This is a genomic window from Pseudomonas sp. DCB_AW, assembly GCF_026240895.1.
Lineage (GTDB): Bacteria > Pseudomonadota > Gammaproteobacteria > Pseudomonadales > Pseudomonadaceae > Aquipseudomonas > Aquipseudomonas kermanshahensis.
The window spans coordinates 1-16,342 of sequence record NZ_JAPFCE010000096.1 but is presented as its reverse complement, the minus strand read 5'-3'; the positions used below and the strand labels follow the sequence as shown (position 1 = coordinate 16,342).

Here is a 16,342-nt window from a genome sequence, read left to right as displayed (position 1 = left end):
GGCCCCAGCAATTTCTGCATTAACGCTGAGATCCTGGGGCCGCTACGCAGCCCTTTCGCGACGCAAGGCCGCTCCTACAGGGACCGCGTAAAATTAGCGGTTCAATTCCTTTCCCCCACTTACAAAAAACAGTCAATACTTCCCCCATCCACACGTGGGCAGGATCGCCCGTTGTCGTGTCAAAACGAATAACAACCACGTTTCCAAGGAACCGGACCTATGCTTCGCCGCCGCATGCTCATCATGTTGGCCGTCGTTCTGCTGATCGTGTTGGCCCTGGGGGGCTACAAGGCCTTCTCGATCTACCAGCAGATCCAGGTGTTCACAGCCCCCAAGCCGCCGATCACCGTGGCGGCAGCGCTGGCCGAAGAACGCCAGTGGCAAGAACGCCTGCCCGCCGTCGGCAGCCTCAAGGCCCTGCAAGGCGTCGAGCTGAGCCTTGAGGTGGAAGGCATCGTCAAAAGCCTGCACTTCGACTCCGGGCAGAAGGTCAAGGCCGGGCAACTGCTGCTGCAACTCAATGACGAACAGGAAACCGCCCTGCTCGGCACCGCCCAGGCCGACCTGGGGCTGGCCAAGGTCGATTTCGGCCGCGGCAGCCAGCTGGTCGGCGACTCGGCCATCTCCCGGGGCGAGTACGACCGCCTCACCGCCCAGTACCGGCGCAACCAGGCCGTGGTCGATCAGCTCAAGGCCTCGAAGACCAAAAAAAGCATCAGTGCGCCCTTCAGCGGCACCATCGGCATTCGCCAGGTGGATGTCGGCGACTACCTCGCCGCTGGCACGGTGATCGCCACCCTGCAAGACCTGTCCAGCCTCTACGTCGACTTCAACGTGCCCGAGCAGGCCCTGCCGCACCTGAGCCTAGGCCAGCAGGTGCTGGTGCAGGTCGCCGCTTACCCGGGCCAGACCTTCACCGCCAGCCTCAGCGCCATCAACCCCAAGGTCGAGGAAAGCACCCGCAACCTGCTGGTCCGCGCAACCTTGGCCAACCCTGACGGCAAGCTGCTGCCTGGCATGTTCGCCAACCTGCTGATCCTGCTGCCCGCGCCACAGCCGCGGGTGGTGGTGCCGGAAAGCGCCATCACCTACACCCTGTATGGCAACTCGGTGTATGTCGCCACCCCGAAAAAGGACAAGGACGGCAACCCGGAAAAAACCGACGACGGCCAACCCCCGCTCATCGCCGAGCAGCGCACCGTGCAGACGGGCGAGCGCCGCGACGGCGTGGTGGTGGTCAGCAAGGGCCTGCAGGCCGGCGAGCAGGTGGTTACCGCTGGGCAACTCAAGCTCACACCCGGCGCGGCGATCCGCATCGGCCAGGACAAGGCGCTCACACCTGAGCAAGGTGCTCCTGACCCAGGCAAGGCTGATCCAGGCACCCCGCACAACGACTGATAGGAGGCAGGCATGGCGTTCACCGACCCGTTCATCCGTCGCCCGGTCCTGGCCAGCGTCGTCAGCCTGCTGATTTTGCTGCTGGGCTTTCAGGCCTGGAGCAAACTGCAGATTCGCCAGTACCCGCAGATGGAAAACGCCCTGATCACGGTGACCACCGCGTACCCCGGCGCCAACGCCGAGACCATCCAGGGCTACATCACCCAGCCGCTGCAACAGAGCCTGGCCAGCGCCGAAGGCATCGACTACATGACCTCGGTGAGTCGGCAGAACTTCTCGATCATCTCCATCTATGCGCGCGTCGGCGCCGACAGTGACCGTTTGTTCACCGAACTGCTGGCCAAGGCCAACGAGGTGCGCAACAAGCTGCCGCAAGACTCCGAAGACCCGGTGCTGAGCAAAGAGGCCGCCGACGCCTCGGCGCTGATGTACATCAGCTTCTACAGCAAGGAAATGAGCAACCCGCAGATCACCGACTACCTGTCCCGAGTGATCCAACCCAAACTGGCCACCCTGCCGGGCATGGCCGAGGCGGAGATCCTCGGCAACCAGGTGTTCGCCATGCGCATCTGGATCGACCCGGTGAAACTGGCCGGCTACGGCCTCTCGGCCACCGACGTGACCAACGCCGTGCGCCGTTACAACTTCCTCTCGGCCGCCGGTGAGGTAAAAGGCGAGTACGTGGTCACCAGCATCAATGCCAGCACCGAGCTCAAGTCTGCCGAAGCGTTCGCTGCCCTGCCGGTCAAGACCAGCGGCGACAGCCGGGTGCTGCTGGGCGATGTGGCACGGGTCGAAATGGGTGCAGAAAACTACGACACGGTCAGTTCGTTCGACGGCATCCCTTCGGTCTACATCGGCATCAAGGCCACACCGGCCGCCAACCCGCTGGAGGTGATCAAAGAAGTCCGGCGCATCATGCCGGAACTCGAAAGCCAGTTGCCCTCGGCGCTGAAAGTGTCGATTGCCTACGACGCCACGTTGTTCATCCAGGCCTCCATCGACGAGGTGATCAAGACCCTCGGCGAAGCGGTGCTGATCGTCATCGTCGTGGTGTTCCTGTTCCTCGGCGCGTTGCGCTCGGTGCTGATCCCGGTGGTGACCATCCCGCTGTCGATGATCGGCGTGCTGTTCTTCATGCAGATGATGGGCTACTCGCTCAACCTGCTGACCCTGTTGGCGATGGTGCTGGCCATCGGCCTGGTGGTGGACGATGCCATTGTCGTGGTGGAGAACATCCACCGGCACATGGAAGAAGGCAAGACGCCGTTCGACGCGGCGCTGGAAGGTGCACGGGAAATCGCCATGCCGGTGGTGTCGATGACCATCACCCTGGCCGCGGTGTATGCCCCCATCGGCTTCCTGACCGGGCTCACAGGCGCGTTATTCAAAGAATTCGCCCTGACCTTGGCCGGTGCAGTGATCATCTCCGGCGTCGTCGCCCTGACCCTGTCACCGATGATGTGCGCGCTGTTGCTGCGCCAGGAACAGAACCCCTCGGGCCTTGCCCATCGCCTCGACCTGCTGTTCGAGCGCCTCAAGGTGCGCTACCAGCGCCTGCTGCACGCCACCCTGGACAGCCGGCCGGTGGTGCTGGTGTTCGCCGTGATCGTCCTGTGCCTGATCCCGGTACTGCTCAAATTCACCCAGAACGAGCTGGCGCCCAACGAGGATCAAGGGGTGATCTTCATGATCAGCAGTTCGCCGCAGCCGGCCAACCTCGACTACCTCAACGCCTACACCGACCAGTTCACGCCGTTGTTCAAAGCCTTCCCCGAGTATTACTCGTCGTTTCAGATCAACGGTTTCAACGGTGTGCAGAGCGGCATTGGCGGCTTCCTGCTAAAGCCTTGGAACGAGCGCGAGCGCACGCAGATGGAGCTGCTGCCGCTGGTGCAGGCCAAACTTGAAGAAATCGGCGGCCTGCAGATCTTCGGCTTCAACCTGCCGTCGCTGCCCGGCACCGGTGAGGGCCTGCCGTTCCAGTTCGTGATCAACACCGCGGGGGACTACCCGGCCCTGCTGGACGTGGCCCAACGTATCAAGGCACGCGCCCAGGCATCGGGCAAGTTCGCCTTCCTCGACATCGACCTGGCCTTCGACAAACCGGAAGTGGTGGTCGACATCGACCGGGCCAAAGCGGCGCAGATGGGCGTCTCGATGGACGCCCTGGGCGGCACCTTGGCCACCCTGCTGGGCGAGGGGGAAATCAACCGTTTCACCCTGGAGGGCCGCAGCTACAAGGTGATTGCCCAGGTCGAGCGGCCGTACCGCAACAACCCTGGCTGGCTCAACAACTACTACGTGAAGAACGACCAGGGCCAGTTGCTGCCACTGTCGACCCTCATCACCCTCAGCGACCGCGCCCGCCCGCGCCAGCTCAACCAGTTCCAGCAGTTGAACTCGGCCATCATCCAAGGCGTGCCCATGGTCAGCCTGGGCGAAGCATTGCAGACCGTGCAGGCCATCGCTCGCGAAGAAGCCCCGGAAGGCTTCGCCTTCGACTATGCCGGGGTGGCGCGCCAGTATGTTCAGGAAGGCAGCGCGTTGTGGGTAACCTTCGGCCTGGCGCTGGCGATCATCTTCCTGGTGCTGGCGGCGCAGTTCGAAAGCTTCCGCGATCCGCTGGTGATTCTGGTGACTGTGCCGTTGTCGATCTGCGGGGCGCTGTTGCCGCTGTTCCTGGGTATTTCCAGCATGAACATCTATACCCAGGTCGGGCTGGTGACACTGATCGGGCTGATTACCAAGCACGGTATTCTGATCGTCGAATTTGCCAACCAGTTGCGCGAAGAAAAAGGCCTGAGCGTGCGTGAGGCAATCGAGGAAGCGGCCGCCATCCGCCTGCGGCCGGTACTGATGACCACGGCGGCGATGGTGTTTGGCATGGTGCCGTTGATTCTGGCGACCGGCGCAGGGGCAGTGAGCCGGTTCGATATCGGCACGGTGATTGCGACCGGGATGTCGATCGGGACGTTGTTTACCTTGTTTGTGCTGCCTTGCATCTACACCTTGCTGGCGCACAAGACGGTGGCCAAGGCACCTGTGCCAGCTGACATTTCCCGGTAGGAGCAGCCTTGTGCCGCGAAGAGGCCGGTGGCAGCAGCGAAGATTCAGAGTGCTTTTACCGGCCTCTTCGCAGCACAAGACTGCTCCTACCGGAATCGTAGTTGGCCGACGGCACTCACAAACAAAAAAACCAGAGGCCCCGCTATGCAGGGCCTCTGGTTTTCAAGCACCACCCAGGTTCAGCCGAACGGCCGCAATCCCTGACGCATACCGAACAGGAACAGCAACAGGTCTTGGTCCGGCTTGGCCTGTTCCTGCGGCTTTGCCACACGTGGCAAAGCGCACTGGTCAGCCATCTCGGCCTTGCTGAACACCGTCGGCTTCGGCTCTTCCCAGGCAGCCACCGCCACAGTGGTCACGGCCAATCCAGCCACCAGGAACAAAGCTCGAGCGATTTCTAGTTTCATTGCCCTAACCCTTTGACAACGCTGCCAAACGCCATTTGGTAAAAATAGAGCAATGTCTGCCATTCCGCATCAGTGAACGACGAGTGGCGGCGCAACTGACGCAGGTCATTCGCCGCCGCACGTTGGCAGCTGATGCGCCGCCGGCACTTCTCAAGGTCCAGCAAAGCGACTTCGACCCGGGCCTGTTCGCCCTCGCCGATCACCTTGACGAACACATGCTTGCCGTACAGGCAGCCGTGCTGCCAGTGCCCCAGGTGCATACGCGCCAGGTTATCCGCCAGGTCCTTGAGCATGCGCTCATGCACCGCCTGAGGGTAACGCTCGCGGGCACCTTCGGCATGCCAGGTGTCGAGCTCGACAAAGCCATCCAGCGCTTCGCTAACCAGCAGCGCGCGCCATTGATGATCGGCATCGCGCTCGGCACCACAAAAGACGATGTGCGGAACACGTACACCCAATTGCTCGAAGCTGTTGATGGCATCGAGTTCACGCAAAACGGTCGGCCGGCCAAAGGGGTGCAACAGGCTGCGGTAGATGTGCCCGACCTGGCGCTTGGCATACAGCAGTTTGCCGTTGGCATCGTTGAGGCGTTGCACGCCACTTTCGCCACCACGCCGCTGGTTGGGTTCCTCGACCCATTCGCCCTGCTGGCGCCAGTAAAAATCGAACCGCGACTCCCCACTCTGGGCTACAGCCATCAAACACTACCCCTTACGCAATACATAGACTCGCCACATGGCATAGAACGGCAGGAAGTCCAAGCGTTCCTGGATTCTGAAACCGGCGGCCTCAAATTCTTCTTCGACCGTGTCCGCTGGTAACACGAAACGATTTTGGTAATTGTCCTGCTCGGCCTTGGCGCTGCGACGCTGCTCGAGCTTTTTCCGGCGCCAAGCTTTGAAGTTGCCGTCCACCCACAGCGACAGAATCACACTATCACGGCTAACTCGTTGAAATTCCGAAAGAATTGTCTTTCTGTGGGCCGCTTCGCCGATGTGATGGAACAGCCGCATGCAGAAAATGCTGTCGACCGAATTGTCAGGAAGGTCAATGGCGAACGCAGAAGTCTGCAAGGGGCGTACCCGGGCGACCACCTCTGGCGGTTGCGCGGCACAGGCTGTCTCGATCATCGCCTCGGAGTTGTCGGCGCCGATGATGACTCGGTTGGGTTTTTCCGCCAGCAACGGCCAGAAGCGCCCAGCACCGCAGGGCAGGTCAAGTACCAGGCCCGGCTCACCGGCCAACGCCAAGGCGCGACGTGCCAACTGCTCGTCACGCTTGTGGGAAAGGCGTCGGGCCAGACCATCCTGATGCTTGAGGAAATACTCGCGCGCGTGGTCTTTGTCGTATTTCTCGGAAAATTCAAGCTTGATGGGGCTACGCATTGGGCATCTCCTGACTCCAGTGCGCTCACCTTAGGTAAGCAAGCGTTGGAATCAGGTTATGCCAATGTGAAAAAAGTGTTAGTTCTTTGGAGAGGTATTACCAAAAATTACCCGACCAACCCCGAAGGGCTGCCCTTCTCCACACTTTGGCTCAGGTCCACCTGAAAACGGCAGCCGTGCGGCAAGGTCGAGGTCAGGGTGACGCGCCACCCCTGGTCGTCACAGATGCGCTGCACCAGCGACAGGCCCAAGCCCAGCCCTTCGCCACGCCGCTCAGCGCCGCGCACGAAGGGTTTGAACATCGCCTCGCGCTGCTCCTCGGGGATGCCCACGCCACTGTCCTCGACGCTGAACCCGTTCGCTTCCAGGCTCAGGCGAATGTAACCGCTGTCGGTGTAGTGCGCGGCGTTGCGCAGCAGGTTGCCCATCACCGATTGCAGGAAGGTGGCGTTGTACAGCACCGGGCTTGCGCTGACGCGGCCGTCGAAATACAGCGTGAGCCCCTTCTGCTCGATCGTTTCGCGCCAAACCCCAGTGAGTTCATCCGCAACTTCGCGCAAGGTCGCCTGGGAGGCCACGGCACCCTCATCGCGTTGGGCTCGGGCAAGCATCAGGAAGGTCTTGACCAGTTCGCGCATTTCTTCGGTCGCCCGCGCCACCCGCTCGACCTGGCTGCGTGCACGCGGGTCCAGTGCCTGGTTTTCCAGCAGCAGCTCACACGACGTGGCCAGCACCATCAGCGGGGTTCGCAGCTCGTGGCTGACGTCGCTGGTGAACAGCCGCTCGCGGGTCAAGGCGTCGCGCAAGCGGCCCAGCGTGTCGTCGAAAGCTACGGCCAACTGGCCCACTTCGTCGGCCGCGTAATCGGGTGCCAGCGGTGGTGCCAGGCCGAGTAGCTGGTCGCGGTGGCGCACTTGACGCGCCAGGCGGATCACCGGCGCCATCACCCGGCGCGCCACCAGCCACCCCAGGATCACGGCCAGCACCAGGCTGAGCACGAAGCCGACGACCACAACAGCGAACAGCACACGCTCGCGCTCTTCGAAATCGCTCTGGTCTTGCAGCAATACGTAGCGACGGCCATCGACGATCTCGACCATCGCGTGGTACGACAGCTGGTCGCGAAACACTTCGTGGAAGCCGCTGTCGAGGTGGCGCAAGTCTTTGGGCAACTCGAAATCGTCACGCCCGCCACTGAAGTAGAACAGTTGGTCCGGACGCGGCCGATGGCTCCAGTCACTGACGCTGTCCATGCGCAACAGGCGTTGCAGGTCGCCGCCCAGCACGGTGGAAATCAGCCGCTCTTCAACCAGGTGCACCGTGGCGACGATGCCGAAGGCGAAGGCGCCGGCCACCAGCGCGCTCATCAACGCAAAGGCGATGATGATGCGCTGGGCAAGGCTTTGCTTAAACTCCATCGCGGCCCTCGGCGAGGCGATAGCCGACGCCATGGACGGTATGCAGCAGCGGTTTTTCGAACGGTTTGTCGATCACCTGGCGCAACTGGTGCACATGGCTGCGCAGGCTGTCGCTGTCAGGGCAGTCGTCGCCCCACAGGGCTTCTTCCAGCACTTCGCGTCGCAGCACGTGTGGGCTTTTCTGCATCAACACGGCAAGCAGCTTGAGGCCGACCGGGTTGAGTTTAAGCAGGCGGCCTTGGCGCGTGACTTCCAAGGTGTCGAGGTCGTAGCTCAGGTCGGCGACCTGCAAGGTGCGACGCCCACCACCTTGGGCACGGCGCAGCACCGCTTCGATGCGCGCGGCCAGTTCCGACAGCGCAAACGGCTTGAGCAGGTAATCGTCGGCACCCGAGCGGAAGCCTTGCAGGCGGTCGTCCAGCTGATCGCGGGCGGTGAGCATGATCACCGGGGTGTCACGCCGGGCGTCTTCGCGCAGGCGTTTGCACAGGGTGTAGCCATCGATGCCGGGCAGCATGATGTCGAGGACGATCAGGTCGTAGTGCTCGGTGGCCGCCAGGTGCAAGCCCGACAAGCCGTCCTGGGCGCAATCGACGGTGTAGCCTTTCATGCCGAGGTAATCGGCCAGGTTGGCAAGAATATCGCGGTTGTCTTCAACCAATAGAATGCGCATCGGGTTCTCCTGTGCGGCGCTTCGCTGTGGTGCGCGGCAGGCGCAGCTTAAGGCCAATGCCTGCACTGTGCCACCCCTGGGGTAAATTCACCGGAGTTGACAGTTTTTTCACCGATCCTTCACGGACACAGGATAGCGCCCACTCGATAATGCCCGATCTTTTTTGCGCCCTGGAGTCGTCATGCACGAACGTACCCGCCCTCGCCCGATCAATCTCTGGCTGTACCTGGGCATTCCTCTGGTGACGGCAGTAGCCTTGATCCTGCTTGAGCTGACCTCGGTCGACATGGACGTGGCCAACCTGTTCTTCGACCCGGCTGCCGGGCAATTCATCGGCCGGCACAGCTATTTGCTGGAGAACGTACTGCATGATGGGGTCAAGCAGGTGGTGATCCTGCTGGGGCTGCTGGCCTTGCTGACCTTTGCCGTGAGTTTCTTCTGGAAGCGTTTGTTCGGTTGGCGCCGGGAGCTGGGTTGCCTGGTGTTGGCGCTGGGCTTGTCCACGGCGTTTGTGACACCGCTGAAGAAGGTCACCCAGGTGCAGTGCCCCTGGAGCCTGAGCCAGTTCGGCGGCAAGGAAACCTACAGCAAGCTGCTGGAGGCACGCCCCGCCACCGACAAGCCGGGGCTGTGCTGGCCGGGCGGGCATGCTGCGACCGGCTTCTGCTTGTTCGCGTTGTTCTTTGCGCTGCGTGACCGACGCCCGCGCCTGGCACGGGTGGCGTTGGGGGTGGCGCTGGTCGCCGGTTCGGTGCTGTCGGTCGGGCGGATGATGCAAGGGGCGCACTTCTTGTCGCATAACGTGTGGACGGCGGTGTTCTGCTGGTTGATCGGGCTGGGGTCGTATTACCTGGTTTTGTACCGGCGCGGGCGGGTTGAGGCGCCTGCTGTGGAGGCCAGTGTTGCCTGAGTGAGGGGCCGCTGCGCGGCCCATTCGCAGCACAAGGCTGCGTGGCACCTGTAGGAGCAGCCTTGCGCTGCGAATGGGCTGCAAAGCAGCCCCAATGTTCACCACCGAAGCACAAAAAAAGCCCCGGCTCTCGCGAGCCGGGGCTTTTTTATGAGGCTAGGGGTAAGGCTGGCTTACATCATGCCGCCCATGCCACCCATGCCGCCCATGTCTGGCATGCCGCCGCCAGCTGGAGCGTCGCTCGGAGCATCAGCAATCATGGCTTCGGTGGTGATCATCAGACCGCCAATCGAAGCAGCAGCTTGCAGTGCCGAACGGGTCACTTTAGCTGGGTCCAGGATGCCCATCTCGATCATGTCGCCGTATTCGCCGGTAGCAGCGTTGTAACCGAAGTTACCCGAACCCTGCTTGACCTTGTCGGCCACAACGCTTGGCTCGTCGCCGGCGTTGGCAGTGATCTGACGCAGCGGGGCTTCAACAGCGCGACGCAGCAGTGCGATACCGACGTTCTGGTCTTCGTTGTCGCCTTTCAGGTCAACGATCGCGTTCAGGGCGCGAACCAGGGCAACACCACCGCCAGGCACCACGCCTTCTTCAACGGCTGCACGGGTAGCGTGCAGGGCGTCTTCAACGCGGGCTTTCTTCTCTTTCATTTCGACTTCGGTGCCAGCACCGACCTTGATCACGGCAACACCGCCAGCCAGTTTGGCCAGACGCTCTTGCAGCTTCTCACGGTCGTAGTCCGAGGAAGTCTCTTCGATCTGGGCACGGATCTGCTTGACGCGTGCTTCGATGTCACCGTCGACGCCAGCGCCGTCGATGATGGTGGTGTTTTCCTTGGACAGGATGACGCGCTTGGCGTTACCCAGGTGCTCAATGGTAGCGGTTTCCAGGGACAGGCCGATCTCTTCGGAGATAACGGTACCGCCGGTCAGGACCGCGATGTCCTGCAGCATGGCCTTGCGGCGGTCGCCGAAGCCAGGTGCCTTGACCGCAGCAACCTTGACGATGCCGCGCATGTTGTTGACGACCAGGGTAGCCAGCGCTTCGCCTTCAACGTCTTCAGCAACGATCAGCAGTGGGCGGCCGGCCTTGGCAACGGCTTCCAGCACTGGCAGCAGCTCACGGATGTTGGAGATCTTCTTGTCGACCAGCAGCAGCAGCGCGCCTTCCAGCTCGGCAACCATGGTGTCCGGCTTGTTGACGAAGTACGGCGACAGGTAGCCACGGTCGAACTGCATGCCTTCTACGACAGACAGTTCGTTTTCCAGGCCCGAGCCTTCTTCAACGGTGATCACGCCTTCTTTACCGACTTTTTCCATGGCTTCGGCGATGATTTCACCGATGGAGTTGTCGGAGTTGGCGGAGATGGTGCCTACCTGAGCGATGGCCTTGGAGTCGGCGCATGGCTTGGACAGGTTTTTCAGCTCGGCGACGACAGCGGCGGTGGCCTTGTCGATACCGCGCTTCAGGTCCATCGGGTTCATGCCGGCAGCGACGGCTTTCAGGCCTTCGTTGACGATGGCTTGAGCCAGAACGGTAGCGGTGGTGGTGCCGTCACCGGCTGCATCGTTGGCCTTGGAAGCGACTTCCTTGACCAGCTGGGCGCCCATGTTTTCGAAGGCGTCTTTCAGCTCGATTTCTTTGGCAACGGAAACGCCGTCCTTGGTGATGGTCGGTGCGCCGAAGCTCTTGGCCAGGACCACGTTGCGGCCTTTCGGGCCCAGGGTCGCTTTTACTGCGTCAGCCAGAACGTTGACACCAACCAGCATTTTTTTACGGGCGGAATCGCCGAATTTTACGTCTTTAGCAGCCATGATCGTTTAATCCTTGGAATTCTTTGGAATAACGGGAAATCGGGGAAATCAGCCTTCGATAACGGCGAGGATTTCGTTCTCGGCCATTACCAGCAGGTCTTCGCCGTCGACTTTCACGGTGTTGCTGCCCGAGTAAGGGCCGAAAACCACTTTGTCACCCACTTTCACGGCCAGCGCGCGTACTTCGCCATTATCCAGGATGCGACCGGTGCCAACGGCGACAACTTCGCCGCGGTTTGGTTTTTCAGCGGCCGAACCCGGCAGGACGATACCGCCAGCGGTTTTCGATTCTTCTTCGCTGCGACGGATGACTACGCGGTCATGCAGAGGACGAAGCTTCATTGTCGATCTCTCCCAAATTGTGGTTTTCATCGGCCGGTATCGACACCGGCGGGTTGATGCGGTCCGGCGTTGCCGGGGGTGGCCCGCGCGGGGCGAACCACCTGAGTTATGTCTGGTGTCGCCACCAGAAACCTTGCGGTGACCCATACATGAGGCCGCCATAGGCAATTACAAGGCTTGATACGGAAAATTTTTAATCAGCGCTGAACGGAAAAAGAACAGGGGCCGCGATGCGGCCCCTGAATGTCACTTGTCGCGGCGCTCGTACTCGCCCTCGATCACGTTGGGGCGGTGGCCGGCATCACGCGGCGGCTGCGCCTGGAACGGATCATCCTGAAACGCACGCTGGCGCATGGCCTGCTCTTCGGCCCGCTGGCGCATCTTGCGCGCAGCCAGGTGACGGGTGAACGGCAGCAGGCAGATCAGGCCCAGCACGTCGCTGATAAAACCTGGCAGCAGCAGCAAGCCGCCCCCCACCGCCAGCATCATCCCCTGGAACATGTCCTCAGCGGGCAGTTCGCCGCGCTGCAGGCTTTCACGGGCACGCAGTGCGGTGGCCAGCCCGGCCACGCGCATCACCAGCACACCCAGTGCCGAACCGGCGATGATCAGCAGCAGCGCCGGGAAAAACCCGATGGCCGCACTGACCTTGACGAAGACGAACAGCTCCAGCACAGGAAACAGCAGAAGCAACAGTAGAAAAGCACGCATCAAAGATTCCTCGACGGAAGAGACCTTCCAATAAGACCTCAGATGGATGCGACCGCTCCCAATTTCAACCCTCGACTTCAGCAGCAACCGGCCACTGGTCGGCGCGTGCCAGTAAAACCAACGCTTCGCGAACTTGTGTCGGCGTATTGCAAAGGCTTGGGAACGGCAGCCAGTAGATGCCCTGACCAATACGCAGGTGCATGCCTTCGCTGTCGACACCGACCATCAGCGCAGGGGCTGTGCGTGGCAGGTCGGTCAGTTCGACGTAATGGGCGATGGCATTGGCGTGATCGCTGTTCATGTGTTCGATCATGCTCGCCTCGGCCTTGCCCGCGAACGGGTTGGCCAGGGTTACATGGTCAAGCCAGTGAATGGCGCCAAAGCCGCCGATGTAGCGGTGGCGCACGGGCTGCAGCACCCAGAAGTCGAAATCGTGAGCCTTGTGGTAATTGGCCGCGTCGGGGAAGTACCGGTAGTAGCGCTCGGCAGCGGCCTCGATGGCGGCTTCATCCACCAGCTTGTGTGCTTCGGCCATCACCGTCAGGCGGCCGACCGCCTGCACATCCTCGGCTTCACGCTCACCGACCAGCAGCGAGCATTTAGGGTCTTTTTGCAGGTTGTGGGTGTGCTGGGCGATGCGGCTGATGAGAATCAGCGGGTTGCCCTGTGCATCCAGGCAATACGGCACGACGGAACCAAACGGGAAGCCGGGCATGGACTTGGAATGGGTCGAGAGCACGCCGCGGTATTCCTTGAGCAGCAGTTCCCGGGCGGGGCGGATGGCTTTGTTACTCACGAAGGGCGCTCCTGGCGGCGGACTGGATGGGTGACAAGATAAGCATTATCACCCGCCGCTGCCACTGTAGGCGCGTTACCAGGTCACGCCAAAGCCTGCCGTGTAGCGGGTCTTGTCCAGGTCGCTGTCACGCGTACCACTGATGATGTCCTTCTCGGCCTTGAGGTTGAGCGAGGCCCATTCGGTGACTTTGTAGCGCAGGCCAACCTCCGCATCCAGCGAGTAGTCGGCCACGTTGCCCAGCGGCTTGGCGACTTCGCCATTGGTGAACAGCTGCACGTTCTTGCCGATCAGGTAGCGGGTGTAGTCCCACTTGACTGCCGCGGCATAGAAGTTGTCCTTGGCGCCGTCCTGGTACTCGAAATCGGTACGGTTGATCAGCGAGCCCAGCGAGAACGCGCCCAGCTCGTCGTCCCAGAACTGGTAACCCGGGCCTGTACCCACGGTGCGCTGGCGAGCCAGGTCCTCGATGTGGTCGCGCTTGTATTCCATGCGGCCCTGCCAGAACCACTTCTCGGTAATGAAGCGGTCGAGGGCGTACTCGGCACTCCAGTTATCGGTGGTGGTGACGTCGTCCTTGCTCTCGCGGTTGTATTCGCCCTCGGCGTTGTGCCGCCAGCGGCCATGCCGTGCTGTGGTCTTGAAGCCTACGTCATAGTCGTCGGTGTCGTTCTCGGCACGCTTGTAGTCCAGGGCAACATCGACGTTGCCTTTCCAGACCAGGTCTTCGACCACCGGCTTGGGCTTCATGATCTGTTCGATGCTGGCCAGGTCGACGGTCTTGGGCGCCTCGCCATTGGCCAGGGTGACCTTGCCGTCTTCGGCGGCCTTCAGCGATTTGGCCCGCTCACCGCTGTAGGCGTCCTGCTTGACCAGCAGTTCCTGGTCGCTTTCCAGGGTCTTGACGGCTTTCCAGTCCAGCGCGATAGACCCACCATAAGGGGTCTCCAGCAGCAGCTTGCCACCGTCGAAGACTTTGATCTTGCCACTGAGACGGTCACCGTTTTTCATCCACACGGTGTCGGCAACCGCAGGCGCGGCGCACAGGGAAGCAGCTAGCAGGCACAACAAGGATCTAGAATACATAAGCGGACTACGGGTTCGATTAGACGAAAAAAGCCGGGCATTATCCAGATACCGACAACCAGAGCAAGGACAGACCGGGAGCCTGCGATTGAGTTCAACACTCATTTACCGTCACCATTGGTCCGGTTTCATCCACAGGCCACGGGGGCACTGATGTCCGAGGCATACGCGCACGCATTGGAAACGCCAGAGGCCCGACGAACGGCCCTGTATTCGGTACTTGGGCAAGTGCCCGAAGGCAAGGTGGTCAGCTACGGCCAGCTTGCCGAGCTGGCGGGCCTTGGCCGCGCGGCACGTTGGGTTGGGCGTACCCTCGGGCAGCTACCACCCGACACTCGCCTGCCCTGGCATCGGGTACTGGGCGCTGGCGGGCGGCTGAGCCTGGCTTTAGGCACGCCCTCTGGCGACGAACAACGCGCGCGGCTGCGCGCAGAAGGCGTAAATGTGACCAATAATCGTGTGGATATGACGCGCCATGGCTGGCGCCCGATGGAGCACAGCGGTTAGAGTGCGCGCTTTGTATTCGCAAACTTGAGGCAGATGTTGGCCCATGCCCCGTAAAACCTGGCGCGCTGCGCTCGCTGCCTATGCCAGCCCGTCAACCCTGGTACTTCTGCTGCTCGGCTTTGCCGCCGGCCTGCCCTACATGCTGGTGTTCTCGACCCTTTCGGTATGGCTGCGCGAAGCTGGCGTGGCCCGCGAGACCATTGGTTACGCGAGTCTGATCGGCCTGGCCTATGCCTTCAAATGGGTCTGGTCGCCGCTGCTCGACCAATGGCGCCTGCCCCTGCTCGGCGGCCTGGGGCGCCGCCGTTCGTGGCTGTTGCTGTCGCAGGCACTGGTGGTGATCGGGCTGGTCGGCATGAGCCTGTGCGACCCTCAGCAGCACCTGTCGTGGCTGATCGCCCTGGCGGTTCTGGTTGCCTTCGCCTCGGCGACCCAGGACATCGCCGTCGATGCCTATCGCCTGGAGATTGCCGATGACCAGCGCCAGGCCGCCCTGGCTGCCAGCTACATGGCGGGTTACCGGGTAGCGGCCCTGCTGGCCACGGCCGGTGCGCTGTTCTTCGCCGAATGGTTTGGCTCCACCGGCTTCAGCTACCTGCACAAGGCCTGGGCCGGCACCTACATCATGTTCGCCCTGTTGATGCTGCCGGCGCTGTTCACCACTTTGGTCATGCGTGAACCGTCAGTGCCGCTGCGTACTCAGCTGTCGGCGGCGCGTTACGGCCTGGTGCACCAGCTGGCGTCGGTGTTCGTGTTGATCGTGCTGCTGGTGTCGGTGCCTGCCAGCTTCACCCAGCTGTTCAATACCGACTGGGCCAGCGTGTTCTTCGGTGATGCGACGCCCCTCGACCTGCTGCTCGAAGACCGCGCCTTCCTGCGCCTGATCCTGTACGCGATGCTGACCTGGGCGTGCCTGTCGACCATGGGCCGGCGTGGCCTTGCCCCGGTGCTTACCCCGGTCAACGACTTCATTGCCCGCTACCGCTGGCAAGCGCTGCTGCTGCTCGGGCTGATTGCCACCTACCGCATGTCGGACACGGTGATGGGCGTGATGGCCAACGTGTTCTACATCGACATGGGCTTCACCAAGGACCAGATCGCCAGCGTCAGCAAGATCTTCGGCCTGATCATGACCTTGGTCGGCGCCGGCGTCGGCGGCCTGTTGATCGTGCGCTTCGGCATCATGCCGATCCTGTTCATCGGTGGCGCGGCATCGGCGGCGACCAACATTCTGTTCCTGATGCTGGCCGACATGGGCCCGAACCTGGACATGCTGGTGGTCACTATCTCGCTGGACAACTTCAGCTCTGGCATGGCCACCTCGGCGTTCGTCGCCTACCTGTCGAGCCTGACCAACCTGAAGTTCTCGGCCACCCAGTACGCACTGCTGAGCTCGATCATGCTGTTGCTGCCACGGCTGATTGGCGGCTATTCGGGGGTTATGGTGGAGAAGTTCGGTTACCACGACTTCTTCCTGATCACCGCCCTGCTGGGCGTGCCGACGTTGATTCTGATCGCCCTGCAGTGGCGTCAGGAGGCCGGGCGCGGCAAGCCCGTGCCCGAGGAGAACCCAGCGGCCGAGCGGCCCTGAGCGTACTGCGGCGGTTTGTACGGGCCTCTTCGCGGGTAAACCCGCTCCTACAGGTTCAGCACGGGCCCTGAGCCTTGCGCTATCCCTGTGGGAGCGGGTTTACCAAACAGCACGAACCCCAGGTGCGGGTGCAGCAGCTGCCGCGCCAGGTCCTGGGCTGCAAGCCGCGCATCGGTTGCCTGGGACATGGCGCTGACCACACCGTCGTTCTGGGCCTGCTGCATCGTGGTCT

At 62.0% G+C, this 16,342-nt stretch carries 15 protein-coding genes and 1 pseudogene; 5 read left to right on the top strand and 11 right to left on the bottom strand.

Features of this window, described 5'->3' with window-relative positions:
- Positions 1–219 precede the first annotated feature (219 nt).
- Positions 220–1,398 carry an efflux RND transporter periplasmic adaptor subunit gene (locus OO306_RS26295; RefSeq protein ID WP_265970264.1) on the top strand — a complete coding sequence of 393 codons (1,179 nt, stop codon included), beginning with the start codon at positions 220–222 and terminating at the stop codon, positions 1,396–1,398.
- 12 nt (positions 1,399–1,410) lie between these two features.
- A complete protein-coding gene (locus OO306_RS26290) occupies positions 1,411–4,467 on the top strand; it encodes a multidrug efflux RND transporter permease subunit (protein ID WP_265970263.1) in 3,057 nt (1,018 codons plus the stop codon).
- A gap of 179 nt (positions 4,468–4,646) precedes the next feature.
- Here OO306_RS26290 and OO306_RS26285 read toward each other — a convergent pair whose 3' ends face one another.
- From OO306_RS26285 to colR, 5 genes are all read right to left on the bottom strand, one after another.
- On the bottom strand, positions 4,647–4,874 hold the full coding sequence (locus OO306_RS26285; RefSeq protein WP_027594043.1) for a hypothetical protein: 228 nt from the start codon (positions 4,872–4,874) through the stop codon (positions 4,647–4,649).
- Complete coding sequence (locus OO306_RS26280; RefSeq protein WP_099430356.1) at positions 4,871–5,572, bottom strand: lipopolysaccharide kinase InaA family protein; 702 nt, start codon at positions 5,570–5,572, stop codon at positions 4,871–4,873. Before OO306_RS26280 ends, OO306_RS26285 begins: the two co-directional genes overlap by 4 nt.
- 6 nt (positions 5,573–5,578) lie before the next feature.
- Entirely contained in the window at positions 5,579–6,259 is a 681-nt protein-coding gene (locus tag OO306_RS26275) for a class I SAM-dependent methyltransferase (protein WP_027594041.1), read from the bottom strand.
- Positions 6,260–6,366: 107 nt separating this feature from the next.
- Positions 6,367–7,677 carry a HAMP domain-containing sensor histidine kinase gene (locus tag OO306_RS26270; RefSeq protein WP_099430357.1) on the bottom strand — a complete coding sequence of 437 codons (1,311 nt, stop codon included), beginning with the start codon at positions 7,675–7,677 and terminating at the stop codon, positions 6,367–6,369.
- Positions 7,667–8,350 (bottom strand): two-component system response regulator ColR, encoded by a 684-nt coding sequence (colR, locus tag OO306_RS26265; protein ID WP_003255215.1) that lies wholly within the window; start codon positions 8,348–8,350, stop codon positions 7,667–7,669. Before colR ends, OO306_RS26270 begins: the two co-directional genes overlap by 11 nt.
- Positions 8,351–8,531: 181 nt before the next feature.
- On the opposite strand from colR, the gene OO306_RS26260 reads away from it, so the two are divergent.
- On the top strand, positions 8,532–9,260 hold the full coding sequence (locus OO306_RS26260; protein ID WP_238209500.1) for a phosphatase PAP2 family protein: 729 nt from the start codon (positions 8,532–8,534) through the stop codon (positions 9,258–9,260).
- 173 nt (positions 9,261–9,433) lie between these two features.
- Here OO306_RS26260 and groL read toward each other — a convergent pair whose 3' ends face one another.
- From groL to OO306_RS26235, 5 genes are all read right to left on the bottom strand, one after another.
- Positions 9,434–11,077: a chaperonin GroEL gene (gene groL / locus OO306_RS26255; RefSeq protein WP_265970262.1), complete on the bottom strand. Its 1,644-nt coding sequence runs from the start codon at positions 11,075–11,077 to the stop codon at positions 9,434–9,436.
- 48 nt (positions 11,078–11,125) lie between these two features.
- The gene (locus OO306_RS26250; protein ID WP_003260750.1) at positions 11,126–11,419 is read right to left on the bottom strand and encodes a co-chaperone GroES; all 294 of its coding nucleotides are present in this window, start codon (positions 11,417–11,419) and stop codon (positions 11,126–11,128) included.
- Positions 11,420–11,665: 246 nt separating this feature from the next.
- Positions 11,666–12,130: an FxsA family protein gene (locus tag OO306_RS26245; RefSeq protein ID WP_027594037.1), complete on the bottom strand. Its 465-nt coding sequence runs from the start codon at positions 12,128–12,130 to the stop codon at positions 11,666–11,668.
- Between the two features lie 64 nt (positions 12,131–12,194).
- Positions 12,195–12,926 (bottom strand): HugZ family protein, encoded by a 732-nt coding sequence (locus OO306_RS26240; protein ID WP_027594036.1) that lies wholly within the window; start codon positions 12,924–12,926, stop codon positions 12,195–12,197.
- A gap of 75 nt (positions 12,927–13,001) precedes the next feature.
- On the bottom strand, positions 13,002–14,012 hold the full coding sequence (locus OO306_RS26235; protein ID WP_027594035.1) for a DUF481 domain-containing protein: 1,011 nt from the start codon (positions 14,010–14,012) through the stop codon (positions 13,002–13,004).
- Between the two features lie 153 nt (positions 14,013–14,165).
- On the opposite strand from OO306_RS26235, the gene OO306_RS26230 reads away from it, so the two are divergent.
- On the top strand, positions 14,166–14,519 hold the full coding sequence (locus tag OO306_RS26230; protein WP_099430360.1) for an MGMT family protein: 354 nt from the start codon (positions 14,166–14,168) through the stop codon (positions 14,517–14,519).
- A 43-nt stretch (positions 14,520–14,562) separates the two neighbouring features.
- Complete coding sequence (locus tag OO306_RS26225) at positions 14,563–16,110, top strand: AmpG family muropeptide MFS transporter (protein ID WP_027594033.1); 1,548 nt, start codon at positions 14,563–14,565, stop codon at positions 16,108–16,110.
- A gap of 104 nt (positions 16,111–16,214) precedes the next feature.
- Here the strand turns inward: OO306_RS26225 and OO306_RS26220 are convergent.
- Positions 16,215–16,334, bottom strand: a pseudogene (locus OO306_RS26220) (GfdT protein); the annotation flags it as partial.
- Positions 16,335–16,342: the final 8 nt, after the last annotated feature.

Excerpts from the sequence above, each read along its gene's own strand:
- OO306_RS26230 (WP_099430360.1), top strand. The coding sequence starts at position 14,166 with ATGTCCGAGGCATACGCGCACGCATTGGAAACGCCAGAGGCCCGACGA.
- colR (WP_003255215.1), bottom strand. The coding sequence starts at position 8,350 with ATGCGCATTCTATTGGTTGAAGACAACCGCGATATTCTTGCCAACCTG.
- OO306_RS26235 (WP_027594035.1), bottom strand. The coding sequence starts at position 14,012 with ATGTATTCTAGATCCTTGTTGTGCCTGCTAGCTGCTTCCCTGTGCGCC.
- OO306_RS26245 (WP_027594037.1), bottom strand. The coding sequence starts at position 12,130 with ATGCGTGCTTTTCTACTGTTGCTTCTGCTGTTTCCTGTGCTGGAGCTG.
- OO306_RS26260 (WP_238209500.1), top strand. The coding sequence starts at position 8,532 with ATGCACGAACGTACCCGCCCTCGCCCGATCAATCTCTGGCTGTACCTG.
- groL (WP_265970262.1), bottom strand. The coding sequence starts at position 11,077 with ATGGCTGCTAAAGACGTAAAATTCGGCGATTCCGCCCGTAAAAAAATG.
- OO306_RS26285 (WP_027594043.1), bottom strand. The coding sequence starts at position 4,874 with ATGAAACTAGAAATCGCTCGAGCTTTGTTCCTGGTGGCTGGATTGGCC.
- OO306_RS26250 (WP_003260750.1), bottom strand. The coding sequence starts at position 11,419 with ATGAAGCTTCGTCCTCTGCATGACCGCGTAGTCATCCGTCGCAGCGAA.
- OO306_RS26295 (WP_265970264.1), top strand. The coding sequence starts at position 220 with ATGCTTCGCCGCCGCATGCTCATCATGTTGGCCGTCGTTCTGCTGATC.
- OO306_RS26225 (WP_027594033.1), top strand. The coding sequence starts at position 14,563 with ATGCCCCGTAAAACCTGGCGCGCTGCGCTCGCTGCCTATGCCAGCCCG.
- OO306_RS26290 (WP_265970263.1), top strand. The coding sequence starts at position 1,411 with ATGGCGTTCACCGACCCGTTCATCCGTCGCCCGGTCCTGGCCAGCGTC.
- OO306_RS26280 (WP_099430356.1), bottom strand. The coding sequence starts at position 5,572 with ATGGCTGTAGCCCAGAGTGGGGAGTCGCGGTTCGATTTTTACTGGCGC.
- OO306_RS26275 (WP_027594041.1), bottom strand. The coding sequence starts at position 6,259 with ATGCGTAGCCCCATCAAGCTTGAATTTTCCGAGAAATACGACAAAGAC.
- OO306_RS26270 (WP_099430357.1), bottom strand. The coding sequence starts at position 7,677 with ATGGAGTTTAAGCAAAGCCTTGCCCAGCGCATCATCATCGCCTTTGCG.